Annotated in this window: 16 protein-coding genes, 1 tRNA gene and 1 pseudogene; 5 read left to right on the top strand and 13 right to left on the bottom strand. The window is 62.6% G+C overall.

What is annotated here, in order from left to right; translation table 11 throughout:
- Positions 1 to 93: 93 nt before the first annotated feature.
- Positions 94 to 603, top strand: coding sequence for an SH3 domain-containing protein (locus A3OO_RS0112450; protein ID WP_198008803.1), 510 nt, complete (start codon positions 94 to 96; stop codon positions 601 to 603).
- Here the strand turns inward: A3OO_RS0112450 and serS are convergent.
- The 12 genes from serS to A3OO_RS0112390 form a co-directional block, all read right to left on the bottom strand.
- On the bottom strand, positions 541 to 1,968 hold the full coding sequence (gene serS, locus A3OO_RS0112445; protein ID WP_018408168.1) for a serine--tRNA ligase: 1,428 nt from the start codon (positions 1,966 to 1,968) through the stop codon (positions 541 to 543). The genes A3OO_RS0112450 and serS overlap by 63 nt on opposite strands.
- 320 nt (positions 1,969 to 2,288) lie before the next feature.
- Positions 2,289 to 3,083 (bottom strand): twin-arginine translocase subunit TatC, encoded by a 795-nt coding sequence (tatC, locus tag A3OO_RS0112440; protein ID WP_018408167.1) that lies wholly within the window; start codon positions 3,081 to 3,083, stop codon positions 2,289 to 2,291.
- Positions 3,080 to 3,556, bottom strand: a complete 477-nt coding sequence (locus tag A3OO_RS0112435; protein WP_018408166.1) for a Sec-independent protein translocase subunit TatA/TatB — start codon at positions 3,554 to 3,556, stop codon at positions 3,080 to 3,082. The genes tatC and A3OO_RS0112435 overlap by 4 nt, the downstream gene beginning before the upstream one ends.
- Positions 3,557 to 3,701: 145 nt before the next feature.
- Complete coding sequence (locus A3OO_RS0112430) at positions 3,702 to 3,938, bottom strand: twin-arginine translocase TatA/TatE family subunit (RefSeq protein ID WP_018408165.1); 237 nt, start codon at positions 3,936 to 3,938, stop codon at positions 3,702 to 3,704.
- A gap of 166 nt (positions 3,939 to 4,104) precedes the next feature.
- Positions 4,105 to 4,860, bottom strand: a complete 756-nt coding sequence (gene scpB, locus A3OO_RS0112425) for an SMC-Scp complex subunit ScpB (protein WP_018408164.1) — start codon at positions 4,858 to 4,860, stop codon at positions 4,105 to 4,107.
- 24 nt (positions 4,861 to 4,884) lie between these two features.
- Complete coding sequence (locus tag A3OO_RS0112420) at positions 4,885 to 5,691, bottom strand: segregation and condensation protein A (protein ID WP_018408163.1); 807 nt, start codon at positions 5,689 to 5,691, stop codon at positions 4,885 to 4,887.
- 129 nt (positions 5,692 to 5,820) lie between these two features.
- Complete coding sequence (locus A3OO_RS0112415; protein ID WP_018408162.1) at positions 5,821 to 6,231, bottom strand: PIN domain-containing protein; 411 nt, start codon at positions 6,229 to 6,231, stop codon at positions 5,821 to 5,823.
- Positions 6,228 to 6,515, bottom strand: coding sequence for a hypothetical protein (locus tag A3OO_RS0112410; protein WP_245257154.1), 288 nt, complete (start codon positions 6,513 to 6,515; stop codon positions 6,228 to 6,230). Before A3OO_RS0112410 ends, A3OO_RS0112415 begins: the two co-directional genes overlap by 4 nt.
- A 4-nt stretch (positions 6,516 to 6,519) precedes the next feature.
- A complete protein-coding gene (nagZ, locus tag A3OO_RS0112405) occupies positions 6,520 to 7,527 on the bottom strand; it encodes a beta-N-acetylhexosaminidase (protein WP_018408160.1) in 1,008 nt (335 codons plus the stop codon).
- A gap of 9 nt (positions 7,528 to 7,536) precedes the next feature.
- Complete coding sequence (locus tag A3OO_RS0112400; protein WP_018408159.1) at positions 7,537 to 8,865, bottom strand: SPOR domain-containing protein; 1,329 nt, start codon at positions 8,863 to 8,865, stop codon at positions 7,537 to 7,539.
- 89 nt (positions 8,866 to 8,954) lie between these two features.
- On the bottom strand, positions 8,955 to 10,736 hold the full coding sequence (gene argS, locus A3OO_RS0112395) for an arginine--tRNA ligase (protein ID WP_018408158.1): 1,782 nt from the start codon (positions 10,734 to 10,736) through the stop codon (positions 8,955 to 8,957).
- 102 nt (positions 10,737 to 10,838) lie between these two features.
- Positions 10,839 to 12,077 carry a deoxyguanosinetriphosphate triphosphohydrolase gene (locus A3OO_RS0112390; protein WP_018408157.1) on the bottom strand — a complete coding sequence of 413 codons (1,239 nt, stop codon included), beginning with the start codon at positions 12,075 to 12,077 and terminating at the stop codon, positions 10,839 to 10,841.
- Positions 12,078 to 12,264: 187 nt separating this feature from the next.
- Between A3OO_RS0112390 and A3OO_RS0112385 the strand changes: the two genes are divergently transcribed.
- The 3 genes from A3OO_RS0112385 (at position 12,265) to A3OO_RS0112375 (ending at position 13,788) form a co-directional block, all read left to right on the top strand.
- The gene (locus A3OO_RS0112385; RefSeq protein ID WP_026222934.1) at positions 12,265 to 12,603 is read left to right on the top strand and encodes a HesB/IscA family protein; all 339 of its coding nucleotides are present in this window, start codon (positions 12,265 to 12,267) and stop codon (positions 12,601 to 12,603) included.
- An 86-nt stretch (positions 12,604 to 12,689) separates the two neighbouring features.
- Positions 12,690 to 13,598 carry a sugar kinase gene (locus A3OO_RS0112380; protein ID WP_018408155.1) on the top strand — a complete coding sequence of 303 codons (909 nt, stop codon included), beginning with the start codon at positions 12,690 to 12,692 and terminating at the stop codon, positions 13,596 to 13,598.
- Between the two features lie 114 nt (positions 13,599 to 13,712).
- A tRNA-Asn gene (locus A3OO_RS0112375) sits at positions 13,713 to 13,788 on the top strand.
- A gap of 241 nt (positions 13,789 to 14,029) precedes the next feature.
- Here the strand turns inward: A3OO_RS0112375 and A3OO_RS0112370 are convergent.
- Positions 14,030 to 14,782, bottom strand: coding sequence for a hypothetical protein (locus tag A3OO_RS0112370; protein ID WP_018408154.1), 753 nt, complete (start codon positions 14,780 to 14,782; stop codon positions 14,030 to 14,032).
- 293 nt (positions 14,783 to 15,075) lie between these two features.
- Between A3OO_RS0112370 and A3OO_RS24265 the strand changes: the two are divergent.
- Positions 15,076 to 15,270, top strand: a pseudogene (locus tag A3OO_RS24265) (TrbI/VirB10 family protein); the annotation flags it as partial.
- Positions 15,271 to 15,382 lie beyond the last annotated feature (112 nt).

Below are 15,382 nucleotides of genomic sequence, written 5' to 3'. Positions count from 1 at the left end.
GCGTCTGAGGAGCCCGAGTTTCTTTGGACGATTCGACGCCGAACGTCCACAATGACCCTATATCGGCTCGCCTCATTCTCTGGAGGAATTTTGATGCGTTCACGACTTGCGCTTTTGCTCGCGGCGGCGATGAGCGCCCCTCCCGGCGGCGCCGCCGCTTTTGAGGCCTATGTGGCGGCGGTGATGCCGCTGCGCGTGAGCCCGAGTTCGGATGCGCGGCCGGTCACGACGATGGCGGCGAATATTCCCTTCAATGTCCTGGGCTGCGGCCGCTGGTGCCAGGTGCAATATGGCGGGACCATGGGTTATGTCCCGGCGCCGCTGGTCATCCCCGGCGCGCCGCCGACCGCGCCCGGCTCTGGCCTATTGGGGTTTTTGGCCGCGCCCGTGGTGCTGCCCGTCGCCGCGCCTGGCCTGCTCAGCGACGGCTATGCGCCGCGCGCCGATTACGGCTATGGCTGGACGCCGTTTTTTGGGACGTCGCCCGAGCCCTACTGCGAAGAGCCCGCGAAACGCGGGCGCTGCGTCCACCGACGGCGCTCAGCTCGGGATGCGCGTGAGCCCGCCCATGTAAGGCCGAAGGACGCGCGGAACGTCGACTGAGCCGTCGGCCTGCTGGTAGTTCTCCAGAACCGCGACCATGGCGCGCCCGACCGCGACGCCGGAGCCATTCAGCGTGTGGACGAAGCGCGGCTTCCCGTCAGCGGGTCTATAACGGGCGTTCATGCGCCGCGCCTGAAAGTCGCCGCAGACCGAGCATGAGGAAATCTCGCGATATTTCCCCTGCCCTGGCAGCCAGACTTCGAGGTCATAGGTTTTTTGGCTCGCGAAGCCCATGTCGCCGGTGCAGAGCACGACCTTGCGATAGGGCAGCTCGAGAAGCTGCAAGACCTTCTCGGCGCAGCCGGTCATGCGCTCATGTTCTTCGAGCGAATCTTCCGGCTTCGTGATCGACACGAGTTCGACCTTGTAGAACTGATGCTGGCGGATCATGCCGCGCGTGTCCTTGCCGGCGGCGCCGGCTTCGGCGCGGAAGCAATAGGTGCCGGCGGTCATGCGCATCGGCAATTGCGCTTCGTCGAGAATGGATTCGCGCACGAGATTGGTGAGCGGCACTTCGGCGGTGGGGATGAGCCACTTCTGCATACGAGCAGCCTCAGCCAAGGCAAGACTGACCTGCGAATGCAACACCTTCGTAATGCGCGCCACGTTCAAAGTTCCGTCGGCGGCCATTTCGTCAATTGCCTCGCACGTGCCCTTGACCGTCTCTCTCATCAAACCGTCAGAAAAGGTGGTCGTATTTACAAGGAACTGATCCTCGAGAAACTTGGGCAGTTGCGCCGTGCCAAACATTGCGTCGTCGCGCACGAGCAGCGGCGGGCTCACCTCCATATAGCCGTGCTCATTCGTATGCAGATCGAGCATGAATTGCGCGAGCGCGCGTTCCAACCGCGCCAATCCGCCCTTGTTGACGACAAAACGCGCGCCGGAAATTTTCGCCGCCGTTTCGAAATCCATCAGCCCGAGGCCTTCGCCGATTTCAAAATGCTCTTTCGGCGTGAAGTCGAATACGCGCGGCTCGCCCCAGCGCGCCAATTCGACATTGTCGTTCTCGTCGGCGCCGTCGGGGACTTCATCGAGCGGCGTGTTGGGAATGGCGGCGAGCGCAGCGTCGAGTTCGGCGATCGCATAGCGCTCGGCTTCTTCGAGCCCCGGCCAGTTTTCCTTGATCCCCGCGACTTCCGCTTTGAGCGCTTCGGCCTTGGCGCTATCGCCGGCCTTCATCGCCGCGCCGATCTCTTTCGAGGCCGCATTGCGCCGCTCCTGCGCGCGCTGCAATTCGCCGATCGCCGCGCGCCGCGAATCGTCAAAGGCGAGAAGCTGCGTCGACAGGGGCTCCAGCCCGCGCCGCGCGCGGCCAGAATCGAAAATTTCAGCGTTCTCGCGAATCCATTTGATGTCGTACATGATGCTCGGACAGTGTTGAATGAAGCGATAGGAGGCCGTCATGGCCGGGCTTGTCCCGGCCATCCACGCCAAGACATTGCGGCAAACAAGTAAGTGCAAGCGACCCGAACCACGTGGATGCCCGGCCCAAGGCCGGGCATGACGCCGCTGAATCAGACTGCTTTCTCTGCTTCCTCCTCGCGCCCCACAACGTCAAGTGGCCGCTTTATTCGCGCGACCGCCGCTTGGGCTGCCGGGACAAGCCCGGCCATGACGGCGGGGGCTTTGTCGAGGGCGCCTTTCTCTCGCGGGCATGGCAGGGTCAAGCGGCGAGATGTCGCTTACGATCCACCGCTCGCCGCCGCTTGGGCCGCGGCCCGCTTCTTCTCGATCATGCGCACGGCGTAAATCGACGCCTCGTAGAGCAGCACGCCAGGGACAGCGAGCGCGAGCTGCGAGAACACGTCCGGCGGCGTCAAAACCGCCGCGACGATGAAGACGAGCACAACGGCGTAGCGCCGTTTCTCCTTTAAGAACTCCGACGTCACGATGCCGACCTGACCGAGCAGCGTCAAAACCACCGGCAATTGAAACACGATGCCGAAGGCGAGCACGAGCGTCATGATCAGCGAAAGATATTCGGAGACGCGCGGCAGCAATTCGATCTGCGCCTTGCCCGGTTCATTCGCTTGCTGCATCCCCATGAAGAAACGCAGCAGATTGGGCATCACCAGAAAATAGACGACGAGCGCGCCGAAGGCGAAGAAGATCGGCGTCGCGAAAAGATAGGGCCGGAACGCCGTGCGCTCGTGCTTGTAGAGGCCGGGCGCGACGAAGGCGTAGATCTGCGACAGCACGATCGGGCAGGACAAAAACGCCGCCATAAATAGCGCGACCTTGATCTGGGTGAAGAAATATTCCTGCGGCGCCGTGTAGATCAGCCGCGCCTCAGGGCCAGCGACCTGCGTATAGGGAATGAGAAGCAGATTGTAGATATCCTTGGCGAAGAAGAAGGAGAGCACGAACATCGCGAGAAAGGCGAGCAGCGCCTTGATCAGGCGCTCGCGCAATTCCATCAGATGTTCGATCAGCGGCGCTTTGCTCGCTTCGATTTCGGCTTCGTCGGCCTCGTTCATGTGGCGGTCTTCTTTGGCGAATCGGCCTGCTCGCCGACAGGAAGACCAGAATCCTCATCCTGAGGAGCGGCCGAAGGCCGCGTCTCGAAGGATGCGGTTGGCGCGTCCTCATCCTTCGAGACGCCGCTGCGCTTCTCCTCAGGATGAGGCGGTTGCACAGGCGACCGCTCTGCGTCGCCTGTGATTGCCCCAGTGATCTGCTTGCGCGCCTCGGCCATCGGATCGAAAGCGCCGTCGAGCTTCACGCTCTCCTTTACGGCGTCCCGCATCTCGCCGACCTCCTTACGCAAATCCTCAAGATCCGCCTCGCGCATGGCCTCCATGAATTGTCCCTGAAACTCCGCCGCCATGCGGCGCATCTTTCCGGTGAACTGCCCGAGCGAACGCAATACGCGCGGCAGGTCCTTGGTCGGAATCGCAATAAGAGCGACGATGGCGATGACGATGAGCTTGCCGGGTTCGAGATCGAACATGCGTGTTGCTCGGGCGCCTTGCTCCCTCCCTTGCGGAAGGGTCGAAGCGCGAAGCGCTTCGGGATGGAGTGACGATGGCGAGGTTCCAGGGGTTCTCTTACCCGCCTTCAGCGCGACCCTCCCCCTCAAGGGGAGGGGGTCGACGCTAGACCTTCTTGCTGTCCGCCTTGTCGCTCTCCAGGGCGCGGCGCTCGCTGGCCTGGCCTTCGAGCGGCTTTTTTGCGTCATCGGCCGCGACGTCGTCTTCCGACATGCCCTTCTTGAAGGCTTTGATGCCCTTGGCCATGTCGCCCATCACGTCGGAAATCTTGAACTTGCCGCCGAAGAGAATGAAGACGACCGCGCCGACAATGATCCAGTGCCAGATCGACAGACCGCCCATGGCGCGCATCCTTCCTAACGAGAAAACCGGGACGACCGGCATTTGCCGGGAAACTATGCGCCCCTCGCCATAAAAACAAGGACGCGGCGCACAGACGCACGCTGCGGACGGCCTTAAGGGGACGCGGAAATTTGTTGTCGCCTAACTGCGCCGCTCGGCGGCGCCGTCAATGCTCTTCGTCGTCGCCGAGTTCGGGCGGCTCGAGCGCCTCGGGCTCGTCCGGGAACTCCATGTCGAGCAGCTCCGGCGCGTCGTCTTCAAGCGGCTCTTCATCCTCGCGCAACGCGGCGTCGTCCGAAGGCTGCGGCACGCCGAAGCCCTTCGGCAGCCGGCCGTCGAACAGGCCAGCGCCCTTGAGTTCGTCGAGCCCCGGCAGATCGCCGATCTGCTCAAGCCCGAAATGCATCAGGAAGGCGTCGGTCGTGCCATAGGTGATCGGCCTGCCCGGCGCCTTGCGGCGGCCGCGCAGCCTGATCCAGCCGGTGTCGAGCAGCACGTCAAGCGTGCCCTTGGAAATGGCGACGCCACGAATCTCTTCGATCTCGGCGCGGGTCGTCGGCTGGTGATAGGCGATGATCGCGAGCGTCTCCAGCGCCGCGCGGGAGAGCTTCTTCTCCTCGACCTGCTCGCGCGCGAGGATCCAGTTGAGGTCGGCGGCGGTGCGGAAAAACCACTTCTTGCCGACGCGGGTGAGATTGACGCCGCGACCCGTGTAATGGGCGCGCAGCCGCTCAAGGACGCGCTCGAGATCGACGCCCTCCTCGATACGGCGCGCCATTTCCGCTTCATCAAGCGGCTCGGCGGAGGCGAAGAGCAGCGCCTCGATGATGCGCTCCGCTTCGCGCAGCCGAGCCTCGTGACGCGCAAGCTCGTCGTCGCTGTTCACGTCAAAAAGTTCGATCTTCTCCGCAGCCTGCGCCACCACGCGTCCTCCTGAAGTTCGGGGCTAAGACGCGCCCGCAGTCTCTTCCGCTTGATCAGGCGCCCGCCGCCGCACCCAAAGCGGGGCGAAGTGCCGGTCCTGACGGATGTCGAATCGCCCCTCCCGCACCATTTCGAGCGAAGCGGTGAAGGCCGAGGCGCGCACCGTGCGCGCCGTTTGCATGTCGACACAGTAATGCAGCAAAAAATCGTCGAGCACGGTCCATTCCGTCGCGACGCCGACCAGCCGCTCCAGGGCTTCGCGCGCCTCGGCCAAAGACCACACCGCGCGCTGCCGCATCACCACCCGCGACGTCGCCGTCTTCTGGCGCTGCCGGGCGTAAGCCGAGAGAAGATCGTAGAGGCTCGCCTGAAATTTGGGATGCGAGATCGTCTCTACGCCTTCCGGGCCGCCGCGCAGAAACATATCGCGCCCGAGCCGCGCGCGCTCTGTGAGCCTGTCGGCGGCGCGCCGAATCAGCTCCAGCCTGCGCAGGCGCTCCGCGAGCGCGGCGGCGAGATCGGAGGCGGAGGGCTCATCCCCCTTTGGCGGCTCCGGCAGCAGCAGCCGCGACTTCAGGAAGGCGAGCCAGGCCGCCATCACCAGATAGTCGGCGGCGAGCTCGAGGCGCACGCGCCGCGCCGCCTCGATGAAGGCGAGATATTGCTCGGCGAGCGCGAGAATGGAAATGCGGGCGAGGTCGACCTTCTGCCGGCGCGCAAGCTCGAGCAGCAAATCGAGCGGCCCTTCGAACCCGTCGACGTCGACGAGAAAGGCCTCTTCGGCGTCGCCGCGAGGCTCGTCCAGCTCGAAGCTCAGTTCCTGGGCCATTCCCGCTTTGCGCCTGTTTCCGTTTGCGAATCGGCGTCACCGACGGCTTCGGCCCGAGATTGGCCCCGATGGCCCGCTATCGCAAGCGCAGCCGGCGCTTTGGGAAGGCCAGTCCACAGGAGAGAACTGCTATCGAAAGGGGTCGATAATCTGCAGATTGTCGATGACTTGCCCGTGCGAGAGGTCTTCGGAATAAAGCCGCGAGCACCCCTGCGCTTGCGCAGCGGCGACGATTGCGGCGTCCCAATAAGAAAATCCATAGCGCGATTTGATGTCCAGCGCGGCGTTGACGATCGTCAGCGTGATTTCCTGAACCCGAAACCTCTGCCACGCGCGCACGAGACCAGCGGCGATCTCATGCGGTAAGGCGTCCGGCCGCGAGGCTCGCGTCGCCTGCACATAGAACTCCTGCAATACCTGCGTCGACAGGCTCCAGTCATCCCGATCCAGCAATGCGATGGACCGCTCGCGTTTTTCCGCCTCAGAACGATCGCGACTGATCGAGTAAAGCAGAATATTGGTGTCCAGAAAGCCGGTCACCTCTTTGGTTGCCCGATCGGCCTCTCATGAACGCTCTCGCGCGAGAGCCGATCCGCAGCGCGAAATTCCTGGATTTGCGTGCGGAGTTCATTCTCCTCGCGTTTCAGCCGATCAAACTCCGTTCCTTCCGAAGCGAATTCAATCAGGAAACGGCGAACCACGGCCGACACAGAAGTATCGTCCTGCGCCGCTCTGATCCGCGCCCGGCGATACAGCTCGTCGTCCAGTGAAACTGTGATGTTCTTCATAATTTCACAGTTAGGCTCGGATGCGCCTGCGCGCAAGAGTTCACGCCACGGCTCGCATCGCCGCGTCGAACTCGCGCGTCGCCTCCGCTACGTCAAAGGTTTCGAGGGGCCGCCACACGCATTCGAGCGCCTTTTCGGCGCGCGCGAGCGCCGCGCCCTCAAGGGGCGGCGCGCCTTCGGCGACCGGCCGCACTTCCGCTAGATCGCCGTTGCAGTGCAGCACGATATCGCATCCGGCGCCGATCGCGTTCTCGGCGCGCTGGCGAAAGCTCCCGGAAAGCGCCTTCATCGAAAGATCGTCGGTCATGAGGAGACCTTCAAAGCCAATATGGCCACGCACAATGTCGCCGATCACCGCCTTCGAGAGCGTGCAGGGCGCGGTCGGATCGATCGCCGTGTAGACGACATGCGCGCTCATCGCCATCGGCAGATCGGCGTTCGCCTTGAACGGCGCAAAATCAGTAAGCTCCAGGTCCTCGCGGCGCGCGCTGACCACCGGCAGCTCCAAATGGCTGTCGGCGCGGGCGCGCCCGTGGCCGGGAATGTGCTTCATCACCGGCGCGACGCCGCCCGCCATCAACCCTTCGGCGGCGGCGCGGCCGATCGCGGCGACGCGCGCGGGATCGCGGCTATAGGCGCGATCGCCGATGATGCTGTGGGAATCCTCCGCCGGCGTATCGAGCACCGGCAGGCAGTCGACGTCGATTCCGACTGACCGCAGATCATGGGCGATAAGCCGCGCGCTGACCCAAGCCAATCGCTCGGCTTGCGCGGCGTTGGCGCCCGCCAGCTCAAAGCGTGCGGCGGCCGGATAGGCGCGCCAGTGGGGCGGGCCCAAACGCTGCACGCGGCCGCCCTCCTGATCGACTAGAACAGGCGCATGGCGGCCGAGCGCGTCCCGAATGTCGGCGGTCAGCCGCGCGATCTGCTCGGGCGCGTCGACATTGCGGCGAAAGAGGATCACGCCCCAGGGCGCGGCGTCGCGCAGGAACGCGCGCTCGTCGGCCTCAAGGGTGAGGCCCTTTAATCCACAGATGAAGGCGCGCATGTCGTCCCGTCAGTTGCCCGCGACGAAGCAGGAGCCGCCGGACGCCTTCACCTTGCTGCAGATCGCGTTCGCGGACTCCTTGCTCACCGCCCCGACGCGCACGCGATAGACGGTCTTGTCATTCACGGTCGCCATTTTGAAGGTCGGCTTCAGGCCGCCAAGCTGTGAGCGATATTTGCTCACGACCGTCTTCAGCAATTCGCGGGCGTCGGCCTCGCTGTCGGCTGCGCCGAACTGCACGGCGAAGCCGCCTTTGCTCGGAGGCGCCGACTGACCGGAATCCGCATCCGGCGAAGACTCTTCCACTGCGGCCACTTTCGGCGCCACAGGCTTCGGCTTGGCGATTCGCGGGGGCGTCGCCGTTGGCTTGGCCTGGGCCGGCGGCGTCGCGGTCGCCGCGCCGATGGCGCCGGCCACGGCTGTATGCGCCGCCGTCTCCGCGGGCCGGCTCGCCATGGCGACGGCGGGCGGCAGAGCGCCATCCTCCACCCGGCTGCCGTCCGGCCGCACGGTGACGGTTTTGACCTTCTTTGGCGCGGCCGTGGCGGGAGCCGGAGGCTCATGCGGCAGATTGACAGGTCCGTCGCCGAGCTGCGCCGTAGTCGGCGTGACCGAAGGATCCACCGCCTGTTCCTGATTGGTGACGACTTTCTGAACCGGCGCCTGCTCCCTGCGGTCCAGAACGACAGCGGCGCTGGCGTCTGGCGCCGTCGTTTCGGCCTCCGCGCTTGGCTTGACCTTCACCGGTCCTTCCGGCGCGACGATGGTTGCGATCTCGCGCGAGGCGCCGGAGCCGCTGCGATGCCAGAAAGCGAAGCCGATGCTCAGAACGGCGACGAGCGATATCGCGACGACGGCGTGCCAGGGCCGGAACCAGGAGCGCCATCCGCCGTGGGGATCCTCATATTCTTCATCGCTCTGGCCGTAATCGAGATATTGCGAATCATCGCTCCAGCCGGCCTCTGCGCCGTAATGGGCGGGCTCGTATCCCGCCTGTTGGGCGCTATAGCCCGGCGGCAAATCGCGATAGTCGGGATCCACCGGATAGGCGGGCTCCAGAGGCTGCTCCATCGACGGCTCTGGATAATAGGGCGGCTCAGCGGCCACTGGCGGCGCGGCGTCATAGGAACCGCGCAGTTCGGCGGCTTGAACGCGAGCGTCGCGCGCCTCCGCGAGAATTTGGCTGTAGGGATCAGCGGCGACGTGGTCCTGTCCTTGGACCAGCCGCGCGAGTTCGCTGAGCGGATCTTCGACTTGCGGGGCGCGTTCGGGCCCACGCAGCCGCCGCTCGAATTCGCCGAGATCGATCGCCGGGCCTCTAACCGATGTCTCGCGCATGATGCACCTCGCTCGTTAATTCCTGGGGGGGCGCGAAGCAAAATTGTTAAGCGCGTCCTACGCCTGGCCGTGGCCGCTCAAGGCGTCGATTAGCGCATCTCGTCGGGGGCGCTCACGCCGAGCAGCCTCAAGCCTGACCCCAGGACGATCGTTAAAGAGCTAACCAACGCAACCCGAGCGATGGTTAACTCTCTCTCTTCAGACTTAACAAACCGTAATTGCGGCTGATCTTTGCCGCGATTCCAATGCGAATGGAACACGCTCGACAGTTCGTGCAGATAAAAGGCCACCCTGTGCGGCTCATGCGCCGCCGCCGCCGCCTCAATCACGCGCGGATACTGAGCGATCATCTTGGCCAAAGCAAGTTCGCCCTCGTCCGCCAAAAGCGCCAGATCCGCCTCGGCTAGGCTTTGGGCCGAGAGGTTCATATCGGGAAAAGCGGCGAGCGCCTGGCGCAGCGCCGACTTTCCCCGCGCATGGGCGTATTGGACGTAAAAGACCGGGTTATCCTTCGATTGCTCGATGACCTTGGCAAGGTCGAAGTCGAGCGGCGCATCGTTTTTGCGATAGAGCATCATGAATCGCACGGCGTCGACGCCGACCTCGTCGACGACCTCTCGCAAAGTGACGAAGTCCCCGGCCCGCTTCGACATTTTGACCGGTTCGCCGGCGCGCATCAGCTTGACGAGCTGGCAAAGCTTGACGTCGAGCGTCACCCGCTTGTCCGAGAGCGCGGCGACGGCCGCCGTCATGCGTTTGACATAGCCGCCGTGATCGGCGCCCCAGACGTCTACAAGCGTGTCGAATCCGCGATCGATCTTGTCCTTATGATAGGCGATATCGGCCGCGAAATAGGTCGGCGAGCCGTCGGATTTCTTCAAGGCGCGGTCCACGTCGTCGCCAAAGAGCGTCGATCTGAACAGCGTCTGCTCGCGATCCTCCCAGTCGTCCGGCAATTGCCCTTTCGGCGGGGGCAAGCGGCCTTCATAGACGAGGCCTTTGGCTCGAAGCCAGTCGATGGCGGCGTCGATCGCCGAAACGCCGTCCTTTTTTGCATGCAAGGACCGTTCGGAGAAGAACGTCTCATGCGTGATGTTCAAGGCGGCGAGATCGCCGCGGATCAACTCCATCATCGCGTCGATGGCGGCGGCGCGAACGACGGGCAGCCACTCGCTCCCCGCCGCGCCGGCGAGCGCCTTGCCCTGCGCTTTGGCGAGCGCCTCGCCGACGGGTTTCAGATAGTCGCCCGGGTAGAGCCCCTCGGGGATCGTGATCGCCTCGCCCAGAGCCTCGCGGTAGCGCAGATAAACGGAGCGCGCCAGGACGTCGACCTGGGCGCCGGCGTCATTGATGTAATATTCGCGCGTCACGGCGCAGCCCGAAAAGGCCAGTAGATTTGCGAGCGCGTCGCCAAAGACGGCGCCCCGGCCGTGGCCGACATGCATCGGCCCCGTCGGATTGGCCGAAACATATTCGACATTCACCTTGCCTTGCAGAGCGCTTGACCGGCTCTTGCCGACGCGGCCGAAATTCTGCGGATCGCGCAACACGGCGCGAAGAACCTGCGTGAACATCTCGGGCTTCAGCCGAATATTGATGAAGCCCGGCCCGGCGACCTCGGTCGCGACGACGTCCGGCGATTGCGCAAGGGCGTAGCCGATTTCGACCGCCAGTTCGCGCGGAGAGGCGAAATGCGGCTTCGCCTCCCTGGCGAAGACCATGGCGGCGTTCGACGCGAGATCGCCCAGCGTTGCGTCCTTTGGCGGCTCGACGACGAAGCGCGCGTGATCGAGCTTCGGCAGGCGGCCATCGGCCGCGATGCGATCGAGAATGGCGGCGATGCGAGCGTGAAAGTCGTCGAAAATGTTCATGGAGGTCCGTGGGCAAGGTCGGCCGCCCGTTTAACAGCTTGGGCCAGGGAAATCACCCCTTCCGCAGGGCTCGACAGACGACACGCTGTCCTGCGGCAGGTCCTATGATCGACCAGCGGCTTCACCTCCAAACACCCGCTTCACTTCGTTCAACGCATAGCGGTCGGTCATGCCGGCGATATAATCGGCGACCACCACCGCGCGGTCGGCGCCCTCCTGGGCCACCGCCTGCGCCGCCCATTCCGCCGGCATCAGCTCCGGGCTCTCAAAAAAAGCCGGAAACAGCCGTGAAATCGCGTCGCGCGCCCGCTCCCAGACGCCCAAGACCTTCTCGTGCCGATACATGTTGGCGAAGAGGAAGACCTTGATGTCGCGCTCGGCTTCGGCCATCGGCGGCGAAAGGCCGACGAGGGTTTCGGCCGCGCCCCGCACATCGTCGGCGCTCGCCGGCGCGACCCGCGCGATCCGGCGCTGCGATTCGCCGATCGCGTCTTCGACGAAGGCGGTGATGACTCGGCGCACGAGTTCGTGGATGACGCGCGGCCGTTCGAGGCCGGGGTGTTCGTCGCGGACAAGCACGAGAACACCGGCGATGAAGGGCGTTCGCGCAATGTCGTCGAGCGAAAACAGTTCGGCGCGCAGGCCGTCGTCGATGTCATGGCCGATATAGGCGATATCGTCGGCCTGAGCCGCGGCCTGCGCCTCAATGCTGGCGAAGGTCGAGAGATCGAGCGGAAAGATGGCGTCGAAGGCCGCGATATAGCGCGACAGTGGACGATCTTTTGCCGCGCCGGCAATTGCCTCCTCAGGATGAGGAAGAGGCGAATCGGGATCTGCATCGCGCCGCACGAGCGGCCCATTGTGCTTGACGATGCCTTCGAGCGTCTCCCAGGTCAGATCGAGACCGTCATAGCGCGCGTAACGGCGCTCGAGCAGCGTCACGACGCGCAGCGCCTGAGCGTTGTGATCAAACCCGCCAAAGGGCGCCATGCAGGCCTCGAGCGCGCCCTCGCCGGCGTGGCCGAACGGCGTATGGCCGAGGTCATGGGCGAGCGCCACGGCCTCCGCGAGATCCTCGTCGACGCGCAAAGCGCGGGCGAGCGCGCGGGCGATCTGCCCGACCTCGATCGTATGGGTGAGGCGGGTGCGAAAATGATCGCCGTCGAGCGGCACGAAGACCTGCGTCTTGTGCGCGAGGCGGCGAAAGGCGGTGCAGTGGATGATTCGGTCGCGATCGCGCTGAAATTCGCTGCGTGTGGGCGATGGCGCCTCTGCATAGAGCCGGCCGCGCGAGCGCGCGGCGTCGCTGGCGTATGCCGCGAGAGGGCCACGAACCGCCATATGCGCGCCTTTCATTGAAACGCCTCAGGTTTGGACCTATCTTGCTGCAGAGAGCATATCCCGCAAACGGCCGGGCCGCCGTAGAATGGGATATGCCGAATTTCGGATTTCGGGCGAGTTTCTTTCGATCGGGCGTCCGCCCGCAGTAACTCGCGACGGCCCGCGCAGGCAAGTGACGGAGAAACGGATGACGACGGCGGCAAGCGATATCGCGCTCACCGATCAAGCGGCGCGGCGCATTCACGCGATTCTCGCCAATGAGTCGCCCGGCGCGGTGTTTCGCGTTTCAGTCGAGGGCGGCGGCTGCTCCGGCTTCCAGTATCATTTCGCCGTGGACTCCGCTCCGGGCGCGGAGGATGCGCTTCTTGAGCACGCCGGCGCCCGGGTTGCGATCGACCCCGCGTCCATTGGCTTTCTCGCCGGCGCCAGCATCGACTTTGTCGACGATCTGATGGGACAGTCCTTCCGTGTCGTTAATCCCAACGCCGTCTCCTCCTGCGGCTGCGGCACCAGCTTTTCAGTCTGACGCCACAGACGCGTCGCAGGCGTGCGTCACGCTGCTGCGGGATCATTTTGCGGCGACCGCTCGGCGCCATCTTGGGAGTCTCAGCCTTGGACGCTCTCTTCATTGGCCATGCCTATATCGACGTCACCATGCGCGCCGAGCGCATGCCCTCGGGCGACCAGAAGGCGTTAGCGCGCGACTATGCGGTGAGTTTCGGCGGCAACGCCGTCACGGCCGGCTTCGCCTGCGCCAAGCTCGGCCATCCCGTCGATCTCTTGACCACGCTCGCGCCCGACTGGCTCGGCCACATGTTCATGGACATGGCCCATACTTACGGGATCGATGTCCATCCGCGACGGGTGGCGCGCTCGTCGCTGTCGTTCGTCTGGCCCAATGACGGCAAGCGGGCGATCCTGCGCGCGCGCGACGACACTTATCTGCAGGGCGTTCCGCGCCTCGACATTTCGGAAACGCGACTTCTCCATATCGATGGGCATATGGCCGACGCCGCGCTCCATTACGCGAAGGGGGCTCGGGCGCGCGGCGCTCTCGTCTCGCTTGACGGCGGCGCGCTGCGGCCCTGCATCGAGGAGCTGACGGGTTACGTCGACGTCGCGGTGGTGGCCGAAAAGCTCTGCGAGCAAATGTCCTTGTCGGAGCTCGACATGCTTGGCTGGCTGAAATCCAAGGGCTGCCGGATCGGCGGGGTGACGACCGGCGAAAAGGGCATGCTGTGGTATGACGAGGACGGCGAGATTTCGCAGATGGCCTCGCTCGCCGTGCCGCACGAACTCATCGTCGACACGTCCGGCGCCGGCGACGTCTTTCACGGCGCCTATTGCGCCTCCTATCTCGAGCGGCCGGACGCCCCCTGGCGCGAGCACTTTGAATTCGCCCGCGCGGCGTCGGCGCATAAAATCCAGCATCTGGGCAATGAGGCGGGGCTGCCCTCGCCCGACGACGTCGCGGCGGCGCTCGCGGCCTTTGCGCCGGCGGACGCGCTCAGCCCGGTTTGAGCAAATCGTCGCGACGACCCAAAGCCGCCCGAACGACGCCGATACTTATGCACGACGGAGTCGCCGAGGCGGGCTTGGCAAACCGCCGCCCGCCTTGTATACGCGGGACCGCATTCCCCGATAGCTCAGCTGGTAGAGCACGCGACTGTTAATCGCTAGGTCGTAGGTTCGAGTCCTACTCGGGGAGCCAATAAATTCAATAAATTACGGAAATAGCCGGAAGCGTGTAGACACTTTAATCGGTGAGTGTAGACACTTCGGCGACGCCCTTCCCTGTCAGATTCAGACCTGAGACAAGCGCCTTCGCGTGATCCGGGAGCGCTGCGTTCTCGGAGTAGTGGCGAGCCATCGACGTTGAACGCTGGCCTAGAATGTCCCGGAGCTTGCACAACGCGCCAATGCCCGTGCCTGTAAGGCATCAAGCTCGACGATCATTTTGACGCTTCCGTCAATGTAATTCGCGCTATCGCAGTCGATGGTAGCAGAATATTGTTATTTCTTTCCCTAATCACAGTATGATTTGCGGTAATAACTACTATTTTAGCGTCTAGTATTTCATCAAAATAGCCATTTTCGCTTCGCACTAGGATAACATGTTTTTCTGTCGATACATCCCTTAGCCATAAACCATACGTCCGGCCCATCGCCCAAGACCCAATCACCAAAAATACGCCGACAAGTATCACCAATGCTCCGTTAATTAGATAAAAATCAACTTCTCTACACATTTCTATAAACATAAACGCAAGCGCTGCAAAGCCAAGCATAATAAAAAATGCTAAATACTTGTATATATGGAACTCTATACGACTATTATTTGACGTTATATCCTGATATATATCTAAGATTAAACTCAAAATCAAAATAAATCCCATTATTCCAAAAACCGCTATCTTCGTGCCGGTAGATAGCTTTTCCCATTTCATGAAAATATCAATTACTACGTATAATGAAAATATATATCCCGTAGCCAAGGCGAAACCGATCACACAATATTTCACAAGATCCGTTGATTCAACTATCCAAACAAGAGAGCTGTCAAAAACTGACAAGTATGAATATATAAACGTAGTTACCATACCGGCTATAGTAATGGTGACTGCGGCAGATATAACTACGAAATTGTTTGATAGGTAGCTGAAAAATGTAGCGGCATTCGACGCAATTTCTGAACGATCGTCCATCGGAAGACGCCTCCTCTGTGCCCTTGAGGGCGACTATTTTCCGGACGGGGTGAGTGATTGTGAAAAAATCATATCAAGAGGCTGAGCTTTATGAAACCGTGCGGCCGTCGCTCGAAAATTGTGTAGACAGTCTTGTCATGTTCCATTGGTTTTCCGTGGGCGTGTAGACACAAATTTTTGAGCTAAGTCTTTGTTATAAAACAGACCAGAGCGCGACTGTTAATCGCTAGGTCGTAGGTTCGAGTCCTACTCGGGGAGCCATCTCGGAACGAAACTGCGAACGCCGTGCGTAAAATGCTGCGGCCGACCGTCGAAACGTGAACTCCGATCGGCTCCAGAGCCCCGCCTCCCGCTATGTCCTGCAAGCCGGCGCCGTCATTCCGGCGACCCTCCGTCTCTGACATACGTTCCGATCTTCCCGGCCGATACCGCACAAGTGACCGAAAACGTCGATGACGCCAACCGGGAAATTTCTGCTGATCGCGCAAGCAGTCGCTACCGAAATCATGTCACTCGTTTAGGCCGAGTTTTGCCAAGACATTGGTTTCATTAAAATTATTCAGCACCTGAGTTCCCCAAAAAAGAGTTTGCCTCTGCCTT

Origin of the sequence: Methylocystis rosea SV97 (assembly GCF_000372845.1) — a bacterium.
Lineage (GTDB): Bacteria > Pseudomonadota > Alphaproteobacteria > Rhizobiales > Beijerinckiaceae > Methylocystis > Methylocystis rosea.
The sequence above is the reverse complement of the archived record's forward strand: the minus strand, read 5'-3'. Positions and strand labels throughout refer to the sequence as shown.

Bases quoted from the DNA above. Each gene is read 5' to 3' on its own strand.
- A3OO_RS0112385 (WP_026222934.1), top strand. From the start codon at position 12,265: ATGACGACGGCGGCAAGCGATATCGCGCTCACCGATCAAGCGGCGCGG.
- A3OO_RS0112450 (WP_198008803.1), top strand. From the start codon at position 94: ATGCGTTCACGACTTGCGCTTTTGCTCGCGGCGGCGATGAGCGCCCCT.
- A3OO_RS0112370 (WP_018408154.1), bottom strand. From the start codon at position 14,782: ATGGACGATCGTTCAGAAATTGCGTCGAATGCCGCTACATTTTTCAGC.
- argS (WP_018408158.1), bottom strand. From the start codon at position 10,736: ATGAACATTTTCGACGACTTTCACGCTCGCATCGCCGCCATTCTCGAT.
- tatC (WP_018408167.1), bottom strand. From the start codon at position 3,083: ATGAACGAGGCCGACGAAGCCGAAATCGAAGCGAGCAAAGCGCCGCTG.
- A3OO_RS0112400 (WP_018408159.1), bottom strand. From the start codon at position 8,865: ATGCGCGAGACATCGGTTAGAGGCCCGGCGATCGATCTCGGCGAATTC.
- nagZ (WP_018408160.1), bottom strand. From the start codon at position 7,527: ATGCGCGCCTTCATCTGTGGATTAAAGGGCCTCACCCTTGAGGCCGAC.
- A3OO_RS0112430 (WP_018408165.1), bottom strand. From the start codon at position 3,938: ATGGGCGGTCTGTCGATCTGGCACTGGATCATTGTCGGCGCGGTCGTC.
- A3OO_RS0112435 (WP_018408166.1), bottom strand. From the start codon at position 3,556: ATGTTCGATCTCGAACCCGGCAAGCTCATCGTCATCGCCATCGTCGCT.
- A3OO_RS0112390 (WP_018408157.1), bottom strand. From the start codon at position 12,077: ATGGCGGTTCGTGGCCCTCTCGCGGCATACGCCAGCGACGCCGCGCGC.
- A3OO_RS0112420 (WP_018408163.1), bottom strand. From the start codon at position 5,691: ATGGCCCAGGAACTGAGCTTCGAGCTGGACGAGCCTCGCGGCGACGCC.
- serS (WP_018408168.1), bottom strand. From the start codon at position 1,968: ATGTACGACATCAAATGGATTCGCGAGAACGCTGAAATTTTCGATTCT.